General features: G+C 66.7%; 17 protein-coding genes, 1 tRNA gene and 1 pseudogene. 5 read left to right on the forward strand and 14 right to left on the reverse strand.

Translation table 11 applies throughout. From position 1 onward, the window contains the following. Positions 1-191 precede the first annotated feature (191 nt). The 6 genes from AC5IG3_RS06220 to AC5IG3_RS06245 form a co-directional block, all read right to left on the reverse strand. Positions 192-875: a hypothetical protein gene (locus AC5IG3_RS06220; RefSeq protein ID WP_491905417.1), complete on the reverse strand. Its 684-nt coding sequence runs from the start codon at positions 873-875 to the stop codon at positions 192-194. Then, positions 872-1,300 carry a hypothetical protein gene (locus AC5IG3_RS06225; RefSeq protein WP_491905418.1) on the reverse strand — a complete coding sequence of 143 codons (429 nt, stop codon included), beginning with the start codon at positions 1,298-1,300 and terminating at the stop codon, positions 872-874. Before AC5IG3_RS06225 ends, AC5IG3_RS06220 begins: the two co-directional genes overlap by 4 nt. A gap of 309 nt (positions 1,301-1,609) precedes the next feature. Then, positions 1,610-1,807 carry a hypothetical protein gene (locus tag AC5IG3_RS06230; protein WP_491905419.1) on the reverse strand — a complete coding sequence of 66 codons (198 nt, stop codon included), beginning with the start codon at positions 1,805-1,807 and terminating at the stop codon, positions 1,610-1,612. After that, the gene (locus AC5IG3_RS06235) at positions 1,804-2,691 is read right to left on the reverse strand and encodes a hypothetical protein (protein WP_491905420.1); all 888 of its coding nucleotides are present in this window, start codon (positions 2,689-2,691) and stop codon (positions 1,804-1,806) included. Before AC5IG3_RS06235 ends, AC5IG3_RS06230 begins: the two co-directional genes overlap by 4 nt. A gap of 217 nt (positions 2,692-2,908) precedes the next feature. Then, positions 2,909-3,097, reverse strand: a complete 189-nt coding sequence (locus tag AC5IG3_RS06240) for a hypothetical protein (protein ID WP_491905421.1) — start codon at positions 3,095-3,097, stop codon at positions 2,909-2,911. Next, positions 3,094-3,321, reverse strand: a complete 228-nt coding sequence (locus AC5IG3_RS06245; RefSeq protein ID WP_491905422.1) for a hypothetical protein — start codon at positions 3,319-3,321, stop codon at positions 3,094-3,096. Before AC5IG3_RS06245 ends, AC5IG3_RS06240 begins: the two co-directional genes overlap by 4 nt. A 217-nt stretch (positions 3,322-3,538) precedes the next feature. Between AC5IG3_RS06245 and AC5IG3_RS06250 the strand changes: the two genes are divergently transcribed. Beyond that, positions 3,539-3,871 (forward strand): DUF3693 domain-containing protein, encoded by a 333-nt coding sequence (locus tag AC5IG3_RS06250; RefSeq protein WP_491905423.1) that lies wholly within the window; start codon positions 3,539-3,541, stop codon positions 3,869-3,871. Between the two features lie 27 nt (positions 3,872-3,898). Here the strand turns inward: AC5IG3_RS06250 and AC5IG3_RS06255 are convergent, their stop codons facing one another. The 4 genes from AC5IG3_RS06255 to AC5IG3_RS06270 form a co-directional block, all read right to left on the reverse strand. Beyond that, positions 3,899-4,420, reverse strand: a complete 522-nt coding sequence (locus tag AC5IG3_RS06255; RefSeq protein ID WP_491905424.1) for a DUF1993 domain-containing protein — start codon at positions 4,418-4,420, stop codon at positions 3,899-3,901. A 27-nt stretch (positions 4,421-4,447) separates the two neighbouring features. Then, the gene (gene alaS / locus AC5IG3_RS06260; protein WP_491905425.1) at positions 4,448-7,075 is read right to left on the reverse strand and encodes an alanine--tRNA ligase; all 2,628 of its coding nucleotides are present in this window, start codon (positions 7,073-7,075) and stop codon (positions 4,448-4,450) included. Positions 7,076-7,160: 85 nt separating this feature from the next. Next, positions 7,161-8,453 carry a glycerophosphodiester phosphodiesterase family protein gene (locus tag AC5IG3_RS06265; RefSeq protein ID WP_491905426.1) on the reverse strand — a complete coding sequence of 431 codons (1,293 nt, stop codon included), beginning with the start codon at positions 8,451-8,453 and terminating at the stop codon, positions 7,161-7,163. Positions 8,454-8,542: 89 nt separating this feature from the next. Beyond that, entirely contained in the window at positions 8,543-9,472 is a 930-nt protein-coding gene (locus AC5IG3_RS06270) for a GGDEF domain-containing protein (RefSeq protein WP_491905427.1), read from the reverse strand. 123 nt (positions 9,473-9,595) lie between these two features. Here AC5IG3_RS06270 and nadC point away from each other — a divergent pair, with 123 nt between their 5' ends. Beyond that, a complete protein-coding gene (nadC, locus tag AC5IG3_RS06275) occupies positions 9,596-10,459 on the forward strand; it encodes a carboxylating nicotinate-nucleotide diphosphorylase (protein WP_491905428.1) in 864 nt (287 codons plus the stop codon). Between the two features lie 7 nt (positions 10,460-10,466). Here the strand turns inward: nadC and ada are convergent. After that, positions 10,467-11,554, reverse strand: a pseudogene (ada, locus tag AC5IG3_RS06280) (bifunctional DNA-binding transcriptional regulator/O6-methylguanine-DNA methyltransferase Ada). A gap of 159 nt (positions 11,555-11,713) precedes the next feature. On the opposite strand from ada, the gene AC5IG3_RS06285 reads away from it, so the two are divergent. Next, a complete protein-coding gene (locus tag AC5IG3_RS06285) occupies positions 11,714-12,235 on the forward strand; it encodes a DUF924 family protein (protein WP_491905429.1) in 522 nt (173 codons plus the stop codon). A gap of 49 nt (positions 12,236-12,284) precedes the next feature. Here AC5IG3_RS06285 and AC5IG3_RS06290 read toward each other — a convergent pair. After that, positions 12,285-12,358: transfer RNA gene (locus AC5IG3_RS06290), tRNA-Gly, on the reverse strand. A 99-nt stretch (positions 12,359-12,457) separates the two neighbouring features. On the opposite strand from AC5IG3_RS06290, the gene trmB reads away from it, so the two are divergent. After that, positions 12,458-13,189, forward strand: coding sequence for a tRNA (guanosine(46)-N7)-methyltransferase TrmB (gene trmB, locus AC5IG3_RS06295; protein WP_491905430.1), 732 nt, complete (start codon positions 12,458-12,460; stop codon positions 13,187-13,189). A gap of 22 nt (positions 13,190-13,211) precedes the next feature. Here trmB and AC5IG3_RS06300 read toward each other — a convergent pair whose 3' ends face one another. Further along, the gene (locus AC5IG3_RS06300) at positions 13,212-14,036 is read right to left on the reverse strand and encodes an undecaprenyl-diphosphate phosphatase (protein ID WP_491905431.1); all 825 of its coding nucleotides are present in this window, start codon (positions 14,034-14,036) and stop codon (positions 13,212-13,214) included. 180 nt (positions 14,037-14,216) lie between these two features. Here AC5IG3_RS06300 and AC5IG3_RS06305 point away from each other — a divergent pair, with 180 nt between their 5' ends. Beyond that, a complete protein-coding gene (locus tag AC5IG3_RS06305) occupies positions 14,217-15,929 on the forward strand; it encodes a pseudouridine synthase (RefSeq protein ID WP_491905432.1) in 1,713 nt (570 codons plus the stop codon). Positions 15,930-16,031: 102 nt separating this feature from the next. Here the strand turns inward: AC5IG3_RS06305 and purL are convergent, their stop codons facing one another. Next, positions 16,032-20,021: a phosphoribosylformylglycinamidine synthase gene (gene purL / locus AC5IG3_RS06310; RefSeq protein WP_491905654.1), complete on the reverse strand. Its 3,990-nt coding sequence runs from the start codon at positions 20,019-20,021 to the stop codon at positions 16,032-16,034. Between the last annotated feature and the right edge of the window lie 100 nt (positions 20,022-20,121).

Below are 20,121 nucleotides of genomic sequence, written 5' to 3' on the forward strand. Positions count from 1 at the left end.
GGCCGATCTTGCGGAGCACAAAAATGGTGAGGAGGACGACACCGGTCGTCATCAGGGCGTCTTTGACTTTGCTTTGCATGGGGTGTTCCGTTCTGGATTTGAGGGGGTGAAGAGCCGCCAGTAAACCCCCGCCGAACGTCACGAACAACCCCCCGCCAACGTACCCGTATACGTATGGAAAACGCGCTGAATCACCGCCCCGTGAACGGGGTTGATCGCTCCGTGAACTTGCCGTTGCGAATGTGGATTTCGCCCGCGATCAGCGTCTTCTCGCGCCTGTCACGTTGCAAGTAGCGGATCACCACGCCGGTCGGCGTGTCGTCGGTCTGAAGCAGGCCCATGGCCGAATCAGGGCAGTCCAACTCACGTGCCATCGCGCGGCGGTCGGCCTCATAGCCCAGGCCGAAGCACCTCACGCGGGTGCAGTTGCCAAGGAAGGTTTTGTCGATCAGGGATGGCCGCTGCGCCGCGCCCAGCACCTGCAGGCCCCGGTGCCGGCCCTGCGTGGTGATCCGGCGCCAGGCGGGCGGCGCATAGCCCGGTGTCGTCACGTCGGACAGCTCTTCGGCCAGGAAGCACAGCGCGCCCGCCTCGAACGCCAGCGCGCACACCAGCCCGAAGGCGTCGGCCAGCTTCAGGGCCGATCCCGGCACGTAGCGCACGCGGATCGGCCCGGCGCCGGCCTTGCGGAATGCGGCCACCAGCGCCGGCAGCGTGCGCACGGCCGGGGCCTGCTTGGCGTACTCGTCGCGGGGATCCCAGATCAGCAGCCGGGGCGGTGCCAGCTCGGCGAGCCGGCGATTGATGCTCACGCCCTTGCCGCTGCCCGAGGCGCCGATGTAGGCCTCGATCTGGGGGCGGTTGGTGACGCTCATGCGCGGCGCTTGCGCTCTTCGGCGGCCAGCTCCATCTGTCGCTGCTTGAACGCGAAGTAGGTGGCGACGCACGGCGGGATGATTGCGCACAGCATGGCGATATACGGCCCGTATTTGCTGGCAACTTCGCCCATGTTCCAGCCGTGCTGCTCCATGATCGCGGCCGCGCTGTCAGCGATCTGGCGTAGCTGATGGTCGCTCCAGACTGCCGCGAACTGCGGCCACCAGGTGACAGCAGGCGCCGCGATCATGCGGCCCATCTGCATGAATGCGATCAGCTCATCAGCCGTGCTCATGGCCGGCGCAGCGCCGGGCAGCGCGGCGGGCGCGGCCGCAGATTCCAGCGCGGCCGCTTGGGCTTCCAGCGCGGCCAGGGGATCGCCAGCGGGGGCGGGCTGGTCGATGATTTCGGTTTCAGTGGTCATGGGTTCACCAGCTCATCAGGGATTTGCGCGCCGGCGCCGCAGGGGCTGCAGCGGGCGCGGTTGAGGGGGTAGGCGCGGCCGGTGCTGGTGCGGGCGCTGGCGGTGCCATTGCGGGTGCCGGCGCCGGCTCGGCAATGTGCCTCGCCCGTAACGAGGAGTCGGACGCGTCGCCGCGCGCAAACGTCTGCGATTTGCAGTCGCTGCACGTCACGTAGGGCAACAGCTTTTTCGACACACGCAGGCGGGCCTGTTCGGACCCGCACACCGGGCAGCGGCACCGCCCGATTTCGTTTTCGCGGGCGGCGGTCATCAGTCGACCAGGACGGGAGCCACGGGTTCCGTGCGGGCCTGCGCCACGGCCAGGGTTTCCAGCGCGGCGGCAGTGGCGGTCATGAACTCTGCGGCCAGTTCGCCCAGGCGGACGATGGGCGCCGGGACGAATTGCCGGCTGGAGTTGTCGACCAGGTGCTGTGCCTCAGCGGCGATTTCTGCGGGGGTGCGGTTCATGGGTGGTTCTCGGGTGGGTGGCTCGGTTCAAGAGCCGGGGTGGACCGCCGTTCAAGTTCTTTGAACGGTCGGGGAATTCCTTGTCCTACTGGTGACGGGGTTACGGGCTGCTGGCGTTGCTCAGGATCAGGCCGTAGAGCCGTTTTGGGGGGCGTGGGTGCCCTACCCCCTTGGGGGTCTGTTTTTGAGCGCAGGAAGCGCTCCCTGAGCGCCTGAGCGCGCATGACTGCCGTGCGGCTGTCGACGGCGGGCGCTTCGTCGCTGGCAGGCGGCGGGGGGGCGTGCCGCGCAGCGGCTTCATTCAACCCCCCTCGGGGGGTCTGTTGAACCCCTCCCTCGACTGCTTCAGTCTGTGGATAACTTGCGGTCTTGGGGGTAGGGGGTTTTAAGAAATTCTTCTTGAAAGAGCTGTTCTCTTTCGTGTTTTCTTCGTGTTGTGAACTTGAAGAATTCGTTGCTGCGTAAGGGGTTGATGCACGTTTGTGGCTGTTTTCATCCCTGTTCAATTTTTCCGTGGACGTGCTTTTCCAGACCCTGGGTGCGATCTGAAAAAACAGGACTTGCTCGGTCTCCGACCGGCCCTTGTCACGCGCCAGGATCAGCAGCTTCTCGAAGGCCGCCAGCATCGTGCGCACCTGCTGCAGGCTGATCGTGGGGAGCCGCTTGCCGCGTGCGGGCTGGTCGGGCTGCAGGGCGTTCAGCAGCTCGCCGTAGCTGGTCTTCACGGTGCCCTTCTTGAAGTCGCTGAAGGCGGCCAGGCACATGAACAGGCGCGTGCCCCACGCCGGCAGGCCCCAGAGGGCTTGCCACTCGTGTTCCAGGACGGGAAGAAAAAGGGCCGAACCCGGCCCGAAGTTGTGGGAGCGAACGAGCTGCATCACCATCACACGTCCAGCCTGATGAAGCGCACCACGGCGGCCTGGTGGTCGTAGCCGGTGTCCCAGAGGTAGGCCACGCGGGCCTTCTCTTCCGCGTCCAGGACGCTGCGGGCCATGCCCGACCAGAGGAAGCCCGATGCTTCGTCAGGGTGGCTCAGGCAGACGGCGTACCGCAGCTGCTCGGCACGTGGCCGGGCGCGCAGGAGGGGGAGGATGGCGGCCTTCACAGGGCGCCCTCAATGTGCTCTGCTGCAGCGCGGATGACGCCAGCACGGCGGCGCAGCTCGCGGCGCTTGCTTTCGTCCGGCTCGTAGGCGGCAGCTTGCTCCAACTCGCCGTATTTCTCCCATGCCGCTTCCATGGCTTCGCGGGCTTCTTCGTCGGTCAGCTTGTAGAGCTTGAAGTTCTTCATGCTTCCACCCCTGCCCGCGCAAACAGCCGGCGGCGCTCGACGGCGGGCTTGACGTTCTCCAGCGGCTCGACGTGCTTCCAGGTCGGGAAGCCTGCGACGCGGATCAGCGCGGCCGGGCGGCCTGCGCGGTCACGGCAGAGGTTGGCCAACGTGCCGAAAAGCTCGGTGTCGGTGCAACCGAAGGTGAACCGGACTTGATCGCCCGGCTGGAATGCTGCGTTCATGGTGATGGCCTCTTGCGCCGGCCCCGTCTTGCCCCTTGCCCCCTCGGAGGGGGCCGCTGCGCTCACGGTGACGGGGCCAGCCGTCAGAAACCGTGAATTGCGCAGCGACGGCGAGAGGATACGTACAGCGTCGCTAGACAGTCAAGCGACGCTGTACCTTGCCCCATGGTTTTCTAGGGCGTAAAGTGTCACTAGACGTTTCAACCGGGGCCAGCCAATGAAGACAGTCGAATTTCTGGACGCACTCAAGCGTCAGCACTCGATCGAGAGCGATTACGGGGTTTCCAAGCTGCTGGGGATCACCCGCCAGCGCCTGAGCAACTACCGCTCAGGGCGCGATTTTTTCGGGGATGAGATCGCAAGCCAGGTTGCGCAGATGCTCGGGCTTGACCCGGGCTATGTGATGGCCTGCGCCCACGCAGAGCGGGCCGCTACAGCAGAGATTCGGGCGGTGTGGGAGAGCGTCGCGGCCAAGCTGGCCGGCGTGGGCGCCGTTGCAGCGCCCGCCCCGTCAAAGGCTCAGAAGAAGGAGCCTTTGCATATTATGTAAACCAAAACAGCATTCCAGGCCCCCTGTTCAGGCCGCTGGTGCTGCACCCATCAGAAAATCGACCTTTCCCAGGTCGACGCCGTTGTGGCGCAGCAGCGCGTAGGCGGTCGTGACGTGGAAGTACACGTTGGGCAGCGCCCATTGCAGGAGGTAGGCCTCGCCCTTCATCGTGCGCGTTTTCTCGCGACCGATGGGGAACGTGACGTCCTTGTCTTCCGTGCCATTCACGGCGCTGGCGGGCACCGTGGCGATCCAGGCCAGGGTTTTGGCGATGCGCTCTTTCAGCTCGACGACCGTCGTTTCGTTGTCGTCGAACTTGGGCGCTTCCAGGCCGCTGAGCCGGGCCACGCAGAGCTTGGCCATGTCGCAGGCGATGCGCACCTGCGACGCCAGCGGCAGCATGTCGGGCGCCAGGCGCATGGGCACCAGCACGTTGACGTCGAACTTGCGCACTGCCGCATTGGCGATCGCCTTGTCGAGGCAGTGATCAAGGTTGGACAGCGCGGAGTGGAACACCGGCAGGCTGCAGCTGGACATCGAGATGGTCATGGTCAAGTTCCTGGGTTCAGTCGTGAATCAAAGTCGTTCGGCGACCCAGGCCTGCACACCAGCCAGGGCGCTGTCGAGCTTGCTCGGGTCGGTACCGCCGGCCATCGCCATGTCGGGCTTGCCGCCACCCTTGCCGCCCACTTGCTGAGCGACAAAGTTGACCAGCTCGCCGGCCTTGAGTTTTCCGACCGTGTCGGCGGTGACGCCGGCGGCGATCTGCACCTTGCCGCCCTCCACCGCCGCCAGCACGATGGCTGCGGTCTTGAGCTTGTTCTTGAGCTGGTCCATCGCGGTGCGCAGACCGGTGGCGTCCGCACCTTCGAGCAACGCAGCCAGTACCTTGACGCCGTTCACATCGACTGCCTTGGCCACCAGATCATCGCCCTGGCTCGACGCCAGCTTGCCCTTGAGCGCAGCGACTTCCTTCTCCAGCGCCCGCAACTGGTCCTGCAGGCTGCTGATGCGCGCCGGCACTTCGGCGGGCGATGACTTGAGCGTGCCGGCCACGCCGTTCACGGTCGCTTCCAGCCCTTGCAGGTACGCCAGCGCGTTGTCGCCGGTGATGGCTTCGATGCGGCGAATGCCGGCGGCCACGCCCGATTCAGCCACGACCTTGAACAGGCCGATGTCGCCCGTCGCCTTGACGTGCGTGCCGCCGCACAGCTCTTTGGAGCTGCCGATGGTCAGCACGCGCACGGTTTCGCCGTACTTCTCGCCGAACAGCATCATGGCGCCGGACTTCTGCGCGTCATCAATGGCCATCACCTGCGAGGCGGCGGCGGCGTTGGCCAGAATTTCAGCGTTGACGATCGCCTCGACCTGGCGGATCTGCGCGTCCGTGACGGGCGCGTTGTGGGCGAAGTCGAAGCGCGTGCGCTCGGCATTCACCAGGCTGCCCTTCTGCTGCACGTGCGCGCCCAGTACCTCGCGCAGTGCCTTGTGCATCAGGTGGGTGGCGCTGTGGTTGCGCACGGTCCTGGCGCGCACTTCGGCGTTGACGCGGGCGCTGAAAGCGTCACCCACCCTCACCTCACCCTCGACCACGCGGCCGTGGTGGCCGAACACATCGGCCTGGATCTTGAACGTGTCGCCCACCACCACGCGGGTCGTGCCATTGCGCAACTCGCCCGAGTCGCCCGCCTGACCGCCGCTCTCGGCGTAGAACGGCGTGTGGTCCAGCACGATGGCAGCGTCGTCACCGGCCTGCGCCGCTTCGACCGACGTACCGTCGACGTAGACCGCCACCACCTTGGCCGTGTCGCAAACCAGGTGCTCGTAGCCGTGGAAAGTGGTCGGGGCGCCGGTGTATTCCAGCCCGGCGGCCATCTTGAACTTGCCGGCGGCGCGTGCCTGGCTGCGCTGGTGTTCCATGGCGGCGTCGAAGCCGGCCTGGTCGACCGTCACGCCGCGCTCGCGGCAGACGTCGGCGGTCAGGTCGACCGGGAAGCCGTAGGTGTCGTGCAGCTTGAAGGCGGTGTTGCCGTCGATCTGCTTCGTCTCACCGGCCAGCGCGTGCTCCAGGATTTCCATGCCGTGCTGGATGGTCTGGAAGAAGCGCTCTTCTTCCTGCTTGAGCACCTCGGTGACGCGGGTCTGCGCCGCGCGCAGTTCCGGATAGGCCTCGCCCATCTGGTTGACCAGTTCGGCCACGATCTTGTGGAAGAACGGCGTGCGCGCGCCCAGCTTGTAGCCGTGGCGGATGGCGCGGCGGGCGATGCGGCGCAGCACGTAGCCGCGGCCTTCGTTGCCCGGGATCACGCCGTCGACGATGGTGAACGAGCAGGCGCGGATGTGGTCGGCGATCACCTTCAGGCTGGGCGATTCAGCATCCACGTCCTTGCCACCGCCGCTCTCGACCGCCGCCTTGGCCGCCGCCAGCAGCGCCACGAACAGGTCGATCTCGTAGTTGCTGTGCACGTGCTGCATCACCGCCGTGATGCGCTCCAGGCCCATGCCGGTGTCCACGCTGGGCTTGGGCAGCTTGTGCATCACACCGTCTTCGGTGCGGTTGAACTGCATGAAGACGTTGTTCCAGATCTCGATGTAGCGGTCGCCGTCCTCGTTCGGGCTGCCCGGCGGGCCGCCGGGGATGCCTTCACCGTGGTCGAAGAAGATCTCGGTGCACGGGCCGCAGGGGCCGGTGTCGCCCATCATCCAGAAGTTGTCGGACGCATAGCGCGCGCCTTTGTTGTCGCCGATGCGGATGATCCGCTCGGCCGGCACGCCGACGACCTTGTTCCAGATGTCATAGGCCTCGTCGTCCTCGGCGTAGACCGTGACCCAAAGTTTCTCGACCGGCAGCTTGAAGTGCACCGTCAGCAACTCCCAGGCGTAGGAGATGGCGTCGTGCTTGAAGTAGTCGCCGAAGCTGAAGTTGCCCAGCATCTCGAAGAACGTGTGGTGGCGCGCGGTGTAGCCGACGTTGTCGAGGTCGTTGTGCTTGCCGCCGGCGCGGATGCACTTCTGGCTGGTGGTGGCACGCGTGTAAGCGCGCTTGTCGAAGCCCAGGAACACGTCCTTGAACTGGTTCATGCCAGCGTTGGTGAACAGCAGCGTCGGGTCGTCGCCTGGGACGACCGGGCTGGAGCCGACGATCTGGTGGCCCTTGGACTCGAAAAACTTCAGGAAGGTGGAGCGGATTTCTGCGGCTTTCATGCGGTCTCGCGGTAGTTGCGCTGATTTTAAGTGGCGCCGCGAGGACTATCGGGCCGTCCCCGCACGAGAACGGCCCGTGATGCCCTTACTTCATGCCCATGCAGTTGGCATAGAAGGTGACCGTGGCGGGCCAGTCCGAGAAGATGCCGATGACGCCGACGTCCCGGGCCAGCACATCGACCACCCGCATCATGTCGCCTTCACGCGTGATGGCCGAGTCGAAGCTCTGGTAATAGAAGCCGTTGTTGCCATCGGCGAGGATGCCGCTGCGCTCCAGGCTCCAGGTGATCATGTTCAGTCCCATGGCCTTGGCGTCGCGCGCCGACTGGGACGGCACGATGTTCTTGTTGGCGTCCACGGCCAGCAGCGCAAAGATCGGTGGTGCCCAGATGTTGATGCCGTCGGCCTTGTAGCTGGCCAGTTCTGCGGCGCTGGGCAGGTCTGCTGCGGTGGCGGCGTCGTCCAGATAGACCGCCTGCTTGCCAAAGGCCGCCTCGTTGCGCACCCAGTAGAGGACATCGTTCTTGTTGAACGACTGCGGCCAGACCCGGCGCGGCGAGACGCCGGCTGCCTTGTACTCGTCGATCATCTTCTGCGCGTAGGCTTCCTGCGTGAAGCCGTCGAACGGCATCGTGACGGAGGCCGACTTCAGCTCGGGCGTCATCTTGACGCCAAGTTTCTTGAACAGCTCGATGCTCTCCCGGTGCGTCAGCAGCGTGCCGCTGGACGGGCCGGAATACAGGTCGGTGCGGAAATTGGCCGTGCCGCCCAGGTACTCCGCCGGCGTGCGGGCCGCCGGGTTGAAGGCATCCATCTTGCCCCGCAGCGTCTTGAACTCGGCCAGCGTGATGTCGCTGGCGCGGCACTCGGCAGCGGCCGGTGCGGTCATCTTGCCGGTGGCGTCGTAGGTGGCGGCGACGAAGGGCTTGGTGCACTTGGCGGCCAACTCAGGCACCACCAGGATGTTGGTCGTGGTGTGCAGGTCGTTCTGGGCGTGGCGGCAGACCAGCTCCTTGTCCTTGGTGAAGGTCACGTCGCATTCGACGATGCCCGCGCCCATGCGCGCTGCGGCTTCATAGGACTCCCGGGTGTGCTCGGGAAACTGCAGCGCGGCACCCCGGTGGCCGATGGAGAAGTCGCTCTTGCGGAACTCCGTGATGCGGCTGGCGCAGGACTGCAGCTTCTGCCTGAGCTTGCTGTCGCTCATGTCGTTGACCAGGAAATACGGGCGCGGGCCAACCTGCACGGCCGGGCCGTACGAGGCTTCGGACGCGCGACGACCCTCATGTTGCGGCGCCGCCATGACAGCGGGAGCCCAAGTGGGCAGCAAGACCGCTGCCACGGTGGCGGCGATGGCGGGAATCAGTGAGCGGCGCATGAAAACTCCTCTTGACGTTGAACCGGACGGCCTGGTGGGGCCGCCCGATCCACTCTAGGAGTGGGTCATGTCAGGGGCATGACCCCTGCTCACTCGTCGTTGGCTGCGTCCATGCCGCCTGCCGTCATGCCCACGCGCGAGCCGGCGCTCTGCGCAGCAGCCCCTTGCGCCAGGCCCAGCAATTCCTGCGCGTGCTGGCCGTGCTGCGGGTAATTGGCCACGCCCAGCGCCACACTCAGCACCGCCTGCTGGCCGCTGATGATGTAGGGCTGGCTCATGGCGGCCGCCAGCTTGGCACCGACCTTGTCCGCGTCCTGCGGTTTCTCCAGGCGCAGCAGGATGGCCGCGAGCGAGTCCTCGCCCAGCACGCCCACTACATCGCTGGCGCGCAGGCCGGCGCGCAGCCGCACGGCAGCCTTGCGGCGCAGCGAGTTGGCCATGACCTCGCCGTGTTCGCGCCGCACGCGCGCCAGGCCGTCCAGGCGCAAGACCAGCAGCGCCATCGCCGCCGGCTCACGCTCGCGCAGCGCGCACAGCTGGTTGAGCATCTCCAGCCACAGCGCCTGGCTGGGCAGACCGGTGTTGAGGTCGATCGACCAGCCGCGCCGCTGGGTGGCTTCCAGCCGCTTGCGCTCCACGCCCAGGCGCAGCGCACGCCAGGTGGCGACAGCGTCTGAAGGGGTGTTGCTGGCGCTGTCGATCACCTCCTGCACGCCCGCCCGCAGCAACTGCAGCTGCAGGGCGGGTGTCACGCCGGCACACCTCAGCACGACGGCAGTTTCCTGCAAGGCCTGCGGCCAGTGGGGCGCACTCAAGAGGGCCTGGAGTTGATCGGCGCCGGCCAGGCTGACCTGCAGCGCGTCCGGAAACGCTTCATGGGACGACCGTGCCTGCCACGCCGCCCAGTCGGCGAAGTGCGTCACGATCCAGCGGCCCCAGGAGGCTGGCGCTGCGTCCGGTCCGGCCTCAAGGGCGGCCGGGCCAATCAGATGGACGGTGTAAGCAGTGGAGTCGGGCATGGCAGGCAGTGCGAGCGTCCGGCAAGCCGGGCTGAGTCAATGATGGTACAGGCCGCACAGCGCCTGAATGCTGCGCCAGCGGCGACAATTCCGGCCCGCGCCACTCTTGCCTGACCTCCCGACATGACACCCGATCGCCTGCCCGCCGACCTGACTTTCACCGTGCACCATGCGCTGTCCGAGGACATCGGCACCGGCGACGTCACCGCCCTGCTGATCGATGAACACCAGCGCGCTGCCGCGCGCGTCATCACCCGCGAAGCGGCGGTGCTGTGCGGCCAGCCGTGGTTCGAGGCGGTGTTCCGCGCGCTGGAGCCGTCGGTGCGCATCCAGTGGGCCGTGGCCGAAGGCGCCAGCGTCGAGCCCGAACAACTGCTCTGCACCATTCACGGCACCGCCCGCACCCTGCTGACGGCCGAGCGCACTGCGCTCAACTTCCTGCAGACGCTCTCGGGCACCGCCACCGCTGTACGCCGCTACGTGGACGCCGTGGCCGGCACCGGCGCCCGTATCGTCGACACCCGCAAGACCCTGCCCGGCCTGCGCAATGCGCAGAAATACGCCGTGGCCTGCGGCGGCGGCCTCAACCACCGCATCGGCCTGTATGACGGTTTCCTGATCAAGGAAAACCACGTCGCCGCCGCCGGCGGCCTGCGCTCGGCCATCGTGCGCGCCCGCGCGCTCGGGCTGGAACTGCCCTTGATGACCGAGGCGGAAACGCTCGACGAGGCCCGTACCGCGCTGGACGAAGACGTCGACCTGCTGCTGATCGACGACTTCCCCCTGCCCCAGATCCGCGAAGCCGTCACCCTGGTGCGCGAGCACCGCGCCTGCGGCGGCAAGACCCTGCTCGAATATTCCGGCGGCGCGACGCTGGAGACCATCCGCGCACTGGCCGAAACCGGCGTCGACCGCATCTCGGTCGGCGCCATCACCAAGCACCTGCGCGCGCTGGACCTGTCGATGCGGATGATCGAGAACGACTGACGCCGGCTCAGCTCTCGCCCTGCTGTGCCTCGCGCTCCAGCAGGGCGCGCTTGCGCTCGACGCCCCAGCGGTAGCCGGACAGCGCGCCGTCGCTGCGGACCACGCGGTGACACGGAATGGCCACCGCCAGCGCGTTGGCGCCGCAGGCCTGCGCCACGGCGCGGAATGATTTTGGCGCGCCGATGCGCTCGGCAATCTCTGCGTAGCTCGCGGTTTGCCCGGCGGGGATGCGCTGCAAGGTCTGCCAGACGCGCTGCTGAAACGCCGTTCCCCGCACGTCCAGCGGCAGGTTCAGCCCCAAGGCAGGGGCTTCCACGAAACCGATGACCTGCGCCACCCATTGCTCGAACCCGTCATCGCCGCCCACCAGAGTCGCCTGCGGGAAGCGGTCCTGCAGATCACGCGCCAGCGCGTCGGGGTCGTCGCCCATCAGGATCGCACACACCCCCCGCTCGCTGCGCGCCACCAGAATGGCACCGAGCGAACACTGGCCAATGGCGAAGTGGATGGCCGCGCCCGCCCGCCTGACCGATAGCGCGTCGGCGTCATGCCCAGGACCTGGTCGGCCTCGGCGTAGAAACGGCTGCCGGAGGCGTAACCGGCGCTGTAGATGGCCTCGGTCACCGTGCTGCTGTGGCCGAGTTCCGTGCGCAGGCGCTGGCTGCGGTGCGCTTGTGCGTAAGCCCTGGGCGTCAGCCCCGTGACGAGCTTGAATACCCGATGCAGATGATGCGGGCTCAGTTGCGCCTGCCGTGCCAGTTCGTCCAGGCTCGGCGTGGGCTCTGAGGTTTCAAGCACCTGGCACAGCCTCGTGACCAGCGCGGCGTGCTGGACTGCCAGCGGCGGCTGATCCGGCTTGCAGCGCAGACAGGCCCGAAAGCCGGCGCGCTGCGCATCGGCTGCGCTGGCATGGAACGCCACGTTCTCCGGTCGGGCTTGCCGTGCGGCGCAACTGGGTCGGCAGTAGACCCCCGTAGTGCGGACCGAGTAAAAAAACGTGCCGTCGCACTGCGTGTCGCGTGCCAACACGGCCGCCCAGCGCGGATCGTTCACCGTGGCCAGCGCCAGAATTTCAGCCGGCGTGTTCATGCTCATCATCTGCCTTTCGAATGCCCGGGTTGGTGGCTTCACTGTAGAGCGCCGTGGCGGTACCCGCACCCCGGCTCTTGCTTTTGAATTCTGGAGTAATGTGCTGCCAATTCCGCAAGACGTCCGCCCCCATGCCTCCAGCACCACACGAGCCCGAAGCCATCCTTGATTTCTGGTTCGAAGAGAATCGATCCCAAGCAATGGTGGGCGAAATCCGAGCCGTTCGACCGGCAGATCGAAACCCGCTTTGGCGCTGTCCACCGGGCCGCAGCGCGGTGTGAGCTACACAGCTGGCGCGCCACGGCGCCCGGTCGCCTGGCAGAAATCATCGTGCTCGACCAGTTCTCACGCAACATCTACCGCGATCAGTCCCAGGCGTTTGCCTGCGACGCCTTGGCGCTCGCACTGGCTCAATGCGCCGTGGCGGCCCAGGCCGATATCGAACTCGACCTCGCGCAGCGAGCTTTTCTCTATCTGCCCTACATGCACAGCGAATCGCTTGTGATTCACGAAACCGCGCTGACTTTATTCAGTGCGCCGGGCCTGGAAAACAATCTGAACTTCGAGCGCAGGCACCAGGCCATCATCGACCGTTTCGGGCGCTATCCGCACCGCAATGCCATCCTGGGTCGAACATCCACGCCCGACGAGCTTGAGTTCCTGACGACACCGGGCTCGTCGTTCTGAAAAACAAAAAGCGCCCTGAGGCGCTTGATCGATGTTCTTCAGTGTGTTTTGGAGCGGGTGAGGGGAATCGAACCCCTGTATGAAGCTTGGGAAGCTGCCGTTCTACCATTGAACTACACCCGCAGCAGCGCGCATTATAAGCATCGCATTCGGGCAGAATCGCGCACCCTGGCGGCGCCTGATGCGTCGGCCCTTCCCTCACGAACTGCTCTGTGCCGCACGATGTCCGATCCCGTCGAAACCATCATCCCCGAGTCACCCGACAGCCCGGAGGCGTCTGCCGCGCCGCGCCGCGCGGTGCGCAGTTTCGTGTTGCGCGCGGGCCGCATGGGCACGGGGCAGCAGCGGGCGCTGGAGGAACTCGGGCCGCGCTACGTGCTGCCGTTCGCGCCCCAGCCCCTCGCGGTCGAGTCGGTCTGGCAGCGCACCGCGCCGCTGGTGCTGGAAATCGGTTTCGGCATGGGTGACGCCACTGCACAGATTGCAGCAGCGCGGCCTGAGACCCTGTTCCTGGGTGTCGAGGTGCACACGCCAGGCGTGGGCGCCCTGCTCAAGCACATCGGCGAGCGTGGGCTGGAGAATCTGCGCATCGTGCAGCACGACGCGGTCGAGGTGCTCGATCAGATGATCGCCCCCGGCAGCCTGGCCGGCGTGCATGTGTTTTTCCCGGACCCGTGGCACAAGAAGAAGCACAACAAGCGCCGGCTGATCCAGCCGGAGTTCGTGGCAAAACTGGTATCGCGGCTGGCGCCGGGCGGCTATCTGCACTGCGCTACCGACTGGCAGGACTATGCCGAGCAGATGCTCGCCGTGCTGAGCGCCGAACCCGGCCTGCGAAACACCGCCGACGGCTACGCGCCGCGCCCGGACTATCGCCCGCTGACCAAGTTCGAGAACCGCGGCCTGCGCCTCGGCCACGGCGTGTGGGACTTGATCTACACGCGCGCAGCCTGAGGGGCTGCGTTCGGTCTTTCCGTCAGTCCGTCCAGACGATCGTGCCGCTGTAGGCCGTGGCCAGCACGATCAGGCCGAATGCAATGCGGTACCAAGCAAACGGCACGAAATTGTGGGTAGCGATGTAGCGCAGCAGCCAGCGCACGCACAGCCAGGCCGAGATGAAGGAGAACAGCAGGCCGACGACAAACATCGGCAAATCCGCCATCGACAGCAGCGCGCGCTCTTTCCAGAGGCTGTAGGCGCCGGCGCCGACCAGCGTCGGAATGCCCAGGAAGAAGCTGAAATCGGTCGCCGCCTGGCGCGACAGCCCGAGCATCATGCCGCCGATGATGGTGGCGCCCGAGCGACTGGTGCCTGGAATCATGGCAAAGCACTGCACGAGGCCGACCTTGAGAGCGTCCAGCGCGCTCATCTGGTCGACGTCATGAATGCGCACGGCCTTCGGGCTGCGCCGCTCGACCCACAAGATAATCAGCCCCCCGATGATGAAGGTGGACGCCACGACAACCGGCGTGAACAGGTGGGCCTTGATGACCTTGCCGAACAGCAGGCCCAGCACCACGGCCGGCAGAAAGCCGATCAGCACGTTGCGCACGAAGCGCTGTGAGGACGGGTCACGTGGCAAACCCGCCATGGTGGCGCGAAGTCGCTGGGCATAGACCAGGATCACGGCGAAAATCGCGCCAGTCTGGATGGCGATCTCGAACACCTTGCTCTTGTCGTCGGTGAAGCCCAGGAGCGATCCTGCCAATATCAGGTGCCCGGTGCTGGAGATGGGCAAAAACTCGGTCAGCCCCTCCACGATGCCCATCAGGGCGGCCTTGATCAAGATGACGACGTCCACTGAATCACTCCGTTTCCGGTCGGACTGACCGGCTTGATTTACTTCAAATAATCAACAAAAAGCCCCGCTCGGCGGGGCTGATCTACAACGGAAATCACGATAGCACAGCCGTGTTTCCACCCTCTTCACGCCGGGTTGCCTCGGTGCGATCCCGCTTCAATACACCTCAGGTTTGCCGATATGGTCACGCTCAAGCTCACGAAAAAACCCGGCGCCAAGCCGTCCTCGCCTTCATCGCCCTCCTACCGCTCACCTGTCCGTGGCGGCCAGGGCGCGCGCGGCCGGCCGACGCTGGCGCAGGCGCAGGCCGACCGCGAGGTCCGTGCCAAAGAAAACGAAGCCGCAGCGGGGGATCGTCGTCCGTCGCAGAACCGGCCAGACCGACAGGATCGCCCGCCGCGTTTTGATGCGCGGCAAGATGAGCGCCCGGCGTTCCGCTCGGAGCCCCGCCAGGAGTTCCGCTCCGGCCCACGCCCGGATGCCCGTCCTGATTCGCGTCCGTTCCAGCGCGACGAAGGCCCGCGCCGTGGCTTTGACGATCGCCGCAACGAGGGCCCGCGCCCGTCGTTCGGCCACGCGGATCGCCCGCGTCCCCAAGGCGAAGGCTGGCGCGACGAGCAGCCGCGCCGTGACCGTGACCCACGTGACGCGCGCCAGGCACCACGCTTCGATCCGCGCCAGCAGGGCGCAGGCCAACGCAATGATTTCCGCCAGGGTGAGCAGCGTCCTGCCGCGCCCTGGGGTGGCGAGCGCCGTGACCCGCCACGCCAGTGGCAAGACCAGCGCCCCAACGATCATCGTCAGCCCGACAACCGCTGGCATGACCGGCCGGCGCCGGATGCGCGCGGGGGCTATCGCAACGACCAGCGCCCCGATCCGCGCAGCCAGGCCCAGCGCCCGGCGCCGCGCTTCGAGCCGCGTCATGAACAGCGCCCGGACTTCCCGCGCGCCGATCAGCGTGGCGACTATCGCAGCGAAAGCCGCAGTGATGCGCGCAACGAAGGCCGCACCGAAGAGCGCATCGCCCGCCCCTATCGCCCGCCGCTGGCTCCGGCCCGTCCGGTGCAATCGGGGCAGGACCGCTCCTACTCGTCGCGCCCGGAACGGCTGACGGGCCCGAACCCGAACCGCCGCGAGCCGTCGGAGCTGCACACCGGCGAGCGCCTGTCCAAGCGCATGACCGCGCTCGGCCTGGCGTCGCGCCGCGAGGCCGATGAGTGGATCGAAGCCGGCTGGGTGCGGGTCGACGGCCGCCTGGCGGTGCTGGGCCAGCGCGTCGGGCCGGAGGCGCGCATCACGGTCGACCCGCTGGCGCACAAGCAGCAGGCACAACGCATGACCATCCTGGTCAACAAGCCGGTCGGCTACGTCAGCGGCCAGGCCGAAGACGGCTACGAGCCCGCCATCGCGCTGATCCGCCCCGAAAACCAGTGGGCCGAAGACAAGTCCGGCTTCAGCTGGCACCCCGGCCACATGCGCAGCCTGGCGCCCGCCGGGCGGCTGGACATTGACTCCATCGGCCTGCTGGTGCTGACGCAGGATGGCCGCGTCGCCAAGCAACTGATCGGTGACGACTCGCAGGTCGAGAAGGAATACCTGGTGCGGGTCGAGTACATGGGCGACGGCGACTTCCCCGAGTCCGCCATGGCGCTGCTCAACCACGGCCTGGAAATCGATGGCGAGCCGCTCAAGCCCGCCAAGGTCAGCTGGCAGAACGAAGACCAGCTGCGCTTCGTGCTGCGCGAAGGCAAGAAGCGCCAGATCCGAAGAATGTGCGAAGCCGTCGGCCTCAACATCCTGAGCCTCAAGCGCGTGCGCATCGGCAGCGTGCCGCTGGGCCACCTGCCTGTGGGCCAATGGCGCTACATGCGCCGGGATGAGTTCTTCATCTGACGTGAACTGATCCGATCTTGATCGGATCGGAAAAGAAAAAACGGCCGCATCAAGCGGCCGTTTTTATTGGCGTTTCAGCGTCAGGGCTTGATCAGCCCGCCCTCAACCCACCCACTTGCGTGCATTGCCGAACATGCGCTGCCATGGGCTGGCAGCGCTCACGTCGCCACTCGTCCAGCTCATCTGCACGTTGCGGAAGACGCGTTCCGGGTGCGGCATCAGCACCGTGAAGCGGCCGTCGGCGGTGGTGACCGAGGTCAGGCCGTCCGGGCTGCCGTTCGGGTTGAACGGGTAGGCTTCGGTCGGCGCGCCGGTGGGGTCGACGAAGCGCATGGCGCGCTGGACCTTGGCGGAATCACCGCGCTGCGAAAAGTCCGCAAAGCCTTCGCCGTGGGCCACCGCGATCGGCATGCGACTGCCTTCCATGCCCTGGAAGAAGATCGACGGGCTGGCCAGGATCTCGACCTGGCTCAGGCGCGCCTCGAACTGCTCGCTCTTGTTGCGCGTGAACTTGGGCCAGTCCTGCGCACCGGGGATGATGGGCGACAGCGCCGCCATCATCTGGCAGCCGTTGCACACGCCCAGCGCGAAGGTGTCGGTGCGGCCGAAGAAGGCCGCGAACTGCTCGGCCAGCTGCGGATTGAACATGACCGAGCGCGCCCAGCCCTCGCCCGCGCCCAGCGTGTCGCCGTAGCTGAAGCCACCGCAGGCGACAAAGCCCTGGAACATGTCGAGACGGGCGCGGCCGGCCTGCAGGTCGGACATGTGCACGTCGAAGGTGTCGAAGCCCGACTTCGCCATCGCGTAGCTCATCTCGATGTGCGAGTTGACGCCCTGCTCGCGCAGGATGGCGACCTTGGGGCGCGTCAGGTTCAGGAACGGCGCGGCCACGTCCTGCGCGGCGTCGAAGGTCAGCGCCACGTGCAGGCCGGTGGCGTCGGCGGCGCCCGTGGCGGCGTGTTCGCTGTCGGCGCAGGCCGGGTTGTCGCGCAGGCGGGCGATGCGCCAGCTCACGTCGTCCCAGGCCTGGTGCAGGTCGCGCAGCGGTGCGGTGAACACGCTCTTGGCATCGCGCCAGACCTCGACCGCCGCGCGGTCGTTGGTCTTGCCGATGACGTGGCTGTGCTTGCTCAGGCCGTGGGCGCGCAGCGTTTGCATCACTTCGTTGCGCACGGCGGTCGGCACCTGGATGACGGCGCCGAGTTCCTCGTTGAACAGCGCTTTCAGCGTCAGCTCGTTGCGGCGCTCGCCGACCTGCGTGGCCCAGTTCTTGGAGTCACCCGTGTCGGCGCGGCTGTCGCTGATGCCGTCGCCTTCAGTGACGAGCATGTCGACGTTCAGGCTGACGCCCACGTGGCCGGCAAAGGCCATTTCGCAGGCCGCTGCCCACAGGCCGCCATCGCTGCGGTCGTGGTAGGCCAGCAGCCTGCCCGCGGCGCGCAGCGCGTTGATGGCGCTGACCAGGCACTTGAGCGCTTCGGCGCTGTCCACGTCCGGCACTTCATGGCCGAATTGGTTGAGCACCTGCGCCAGCATCGAACCGCCCATGCGGTTCTTGCCGTGGCCCAGGTCGATCAGGATCAAACTGGTGTCGCCCGTCTGCAGTTGCGGCGTGAGCGTGCCGCGCACGTCGTCGAGCGTGGCAAACGCCGACACGATCAGCGACACCGGCGCCACGACCTGCTTGGCTTGCTCGCCGTCGCTCCACTTGGTGCGCATCGACAGGCTGTCCTTGCCGACCGGAATGCCGATGCCCAGCGCCGGGCACAGCTCCATGCCGATCGCCTTGACGGTCTCGTACAGCGCGGCGTCTTCGCCGGCTTCACCACAGGCGGCCATCCAGTTGGCAGAGAGCTTGATGCGGCTCAGCTCGATCGGTGCAGCCAGCAGGTTGGTGATGGCCTCGGCCACCGCCATGCGGCCCGAGGCGGGCGCATCCAACGCGGCCAGCGGCGTGCGCTCGCCCATGCTCATGGCTTCGCCGCGGAAGCCGGCGTAGTCGGCCAGCGTCACGGCGCAATCGGCCACCGGCACTTGCCACGGGCCGACCATCTGGTCGCGGTGGCTCATGCCGCCCACGGTGCGGTCGCCGATGGTGATCAGGAAGCGCTTGCTCGCCACCGTCGGGTGGCGCAGCACCTGGTAGGCCACGTCTTCGAGCTTGACGCCGGTGAGGTTCAGCGGCGCTTCGGTGCGCTCGACGCGCTTGACATCGCGGTGCACCTTGGGCGGCTTGCCCAGCAGCACGTCCATTGGCATGTCGATCGGACGTGCGCCGCCCTTGCCTTCTTCGAGGATCAGCTCACGGTCGTCGGTCGCCACGCCGATCACGGCGAACGGGCAGCGCTCGCGCTCGGCCATCGCGGTGAAAATCGGCAGGCTCTCGGGCGAGATCGCCAGCACGTAGCGCTCCTGGCTCTCGTTGCACCAGATTTCCTTCGGCGCCAGGCCGGTTTCTTCCAGCGGCACCTTGTTGATGTCGAAGGTCGCGCCCTTCTCTGCGCCGTCGACCAGTTCCGGGAACGCATTGCTGATGCCGCCCGCGCCCACATCGTGGATGGCCAGGATCGGGTTCACCGCACCCAGCGCCCAGCAGTGGTTGATGACCTCCTGCGCCCGGCGCTGGATCTCGGGGTTGCCGCGCTGGACCGAGTCGAAGTCCAGCGACGCGGCATTGGTGCCCGCCGCCATCGAGCTGGCCGCGCCGCCGCCCATGCCGATGCGCATGCCGGGGCCGCCGAGCTGGATCAGCAGCGTGCCGGCGCCAAACGGCAGCTTGTGCGTCTGGCTGTCGCTGATTTGCCCCAAGCCGCCGGCAATCATGATGGGCTTGTGGTAGCCGCGCTGTACGCCGGCAACTTCCTGTTCGAAGACGCGGAAGTAGCCCGCCAGGTTGGGCCGGCCGAATTCGTTGTTGAACGCGGCGCCGCCCAGCGGGCCCTCGGTCATGATCTGCAGCGCGCTGGCGATGTGCTCGGGCTTGCCGATGGGCGACTGCTCCCACGACTCTGCCGTGTCGGGCAGGTTCAGGTTCGAGACGCTGAAGCCCGTCAGGCCGGCCTTGGGCTTGGAGCCGCGGCCGGTGGCGCCTTCATCGCGGATCTCGCCGCCCGCGCCAGTCGAGGCGCCCGGGAAAGGGCTGATGGCGGTCGGGTGGTTGTGCGTTTCCACCTTCATCAGCACATGCATGGTCTCGGGCTGCGCGGTGTACTGCGGCGCATTGGTGTAGCCCTGCGGTAGCCAGCGCTCGACCGGGCCGCCGCGCATCACCGAGGCGTTGTCGCTGTAGGCGACCACGGTGTTCTGCGGGCTGAGACGCTCGGTGTTGCGGATCATGCCGAACATGCTCAGCGGCTGCGGCAGGCCGTCGATGGTGAAGTCGGCGTTGAAGATCTTGTGGCGGCAGTGCTCGCTGTTGGCCTGCGCGAACATCATCAGCTCAACATCGCTCGGGTTGCGGCCGAGCTTGGTAAATGCGGCGACCAGGTAGTCGATTTCGTCGTCGCTCAGCGCCAGGCCGTAGGCCTTGTTGGCGACTTCCAGCGCAACGCGGCCACCGTTCGGGCCATGGCCCAGCACGTCGACATGTTCCAGCGGTTGCGCGGGTTGTTCGTCGAACAGGTGGCGGGCGGCGTCGCGCTCCAGCGCAGCCGATTCGGTCATGCGGTCGTGCAGCAGCAGCGCGCAGGCCTGCAGTTCTTCGGCGCCGAGGTGCTTTTGCGTGTCGCTCTTGAAGGCATCGAACAGGCCGGTCTTGAGCGTCAGGCGGAACTCGGTCACGCGCTCGACGCGGTGGATCGACAGGCCGCAGTTGTGCGCGATGTCGGTGGCCTTGGACGCCCAGGGTGACACGGTGCCCAGGCGCGGCATGACGACGATCAGTTCGCCCTCACCTGATGCCGCATAGGCGTCACCATAGGTCAGCAGCGCGGCAAGTTTGTCGATGGCGGCTGAGGGCAGCGCGGCGTCGCTCCAGACCCAGTGCACATGGCGGGCGGACACCTCGACGATGCGGGGGCTGATCGCTTGCAGGCGCGGCAGCAGCGCCTGGGCGCGGAAAGTGGACAAGGCGTTGCCGCCTTCGAAATGCATCAGGTGCTTGGAGGAAGAAGACACTTAGAGCGAGCCTGCAGGAAGGTGAACGATGTCGCGGCCGGAGGCCACGAACGCAACCCATGATTTTAGGCGGTGA

This window comes from Leptothrix sp. (in: b-proteobacteria) (assembly GCF_965250675.1).
Classification (GTDB): domain Bacteria; phylum Pseudomonadota; class Gammaproteobacteria; order Burkholderiales; family Burkholderiaceae_C; genus Sphaerotilus.

What these genes read in the sequence shown, in the direction of transcription:
- trmB (WP_491905430.1), top strand. Translation starts at nt 12,458, where the DNA reads ATGTCCGATCCCGTCGAAACCATCATCCCCGAGTCACCCGACAGCCCG.
- purL (WP_491905654.1), bottom strand. Translation starts at nt 20,021, where the DNA reads ATGCATTTCGAAGGCGGCAACGCCTTGTCCACTTTCCGCGCCCAGGCG.
- AC5IG3_RS06250 (WP_491905423.1), top strand. Translation starts at nt 3,539, where the DNA reads ATGAAGACAGTCGAATTTCTGGACGCACTCAAGCGTCAGCACTCGATC.
- AC5IG3_RS06220 (WP_491905417.1), bottom strand. Translation starts at nt 875, where the DNA reads ATGAGCGTCACCAACCGCCCCCAGATCGAGGCCTACATCGGCGCCTCG.
- AC5IG3_RS06305 (WP_491905432.1), top strand. Translation starts at nt 14,217, where the DNA reads ATGGTCACGCTCAAGCTCACGAAAAAACCCGGCGCCAAGCCGTCCTCG.
- AC5IG3_RS06240 (WP_491905421.1), bottom strand. Translation starts at nt 3,097, where the DNA reads ATGAAGAACTTCAAGCTCTACAAGCTGACCGACGAAGAAGCCCGCGAA.
- AC5IG3_RS06235 (WP_491905420.1), bottom strand. Translation starts at nt 2,691, where the DNA reads ATGGTGATGCAGCTCGTTCGCTCCCACAACTTCGGGCCGGGTTCGGCC.
- AC5IG3_RS06265 (WP_491905426.1), bottom strand. Translation starts at nt 8,453, where the DNA reads ATGCGCCGCTCACTGATTCCCGCCATCGCCGCCACCGTGGCAGCGGTC.
- AC5IG3_RS06230 (WP_491905419.1), bottom strand. Translation starts at nt 1,807, where the DNA reads ATGAACCGCACCCCCGCAGAAATCGCCGCTGAGGCACAGCACCTGGTC.
- nadC (WP_491905428.1), top strand. Translation starts at nt 9,596, where the DNA reads ATGACACCCGATCGCCTGCCCGCCGACCTGACTTTCACCGTGCACCAT.
- AC5IG3_RS06245 (WP_491905422.1), bottom strand. Translation starts at nt 3,321, where the DNA reads ATGAACGCAGCATTCCAGCCGGGCGATCAAGTCCGGTTCACCTTCGGT.
- alaS (WP_491905425.1), bottom strand. Translation starts at nt 7,075, where the DNA reads ATGAAAGCCGCAGAAATCCGCTCCACCTTCCTGAAGTTTTTCGAGTCC.
- AC5IG3_RS06255 (WP_491905424.1), bottom strand. Translation starts at nt 4,420, where the DNA reads ATGACCATCTCGATGTCCAGCTGCAGCCTGCCGGTGTTCCACTCCGCG.
- AC5IG3_RS06225 (WP_491905418.1), bottom strand. Translation starts at nt 1,300, where the DNA reads ATGACCACTGAAACCGAAATCATCGACCAGCCCGCCCCCGCTGGCGAT.
- AC5IG3_RS06270 (WP_491905427.1), bottom strand. Translation starts at nt 9,472, where the DNA reads ATGCCCGACTCCACTGCTTACACCGTCCATCTGATTGGCCCGGCCGCC.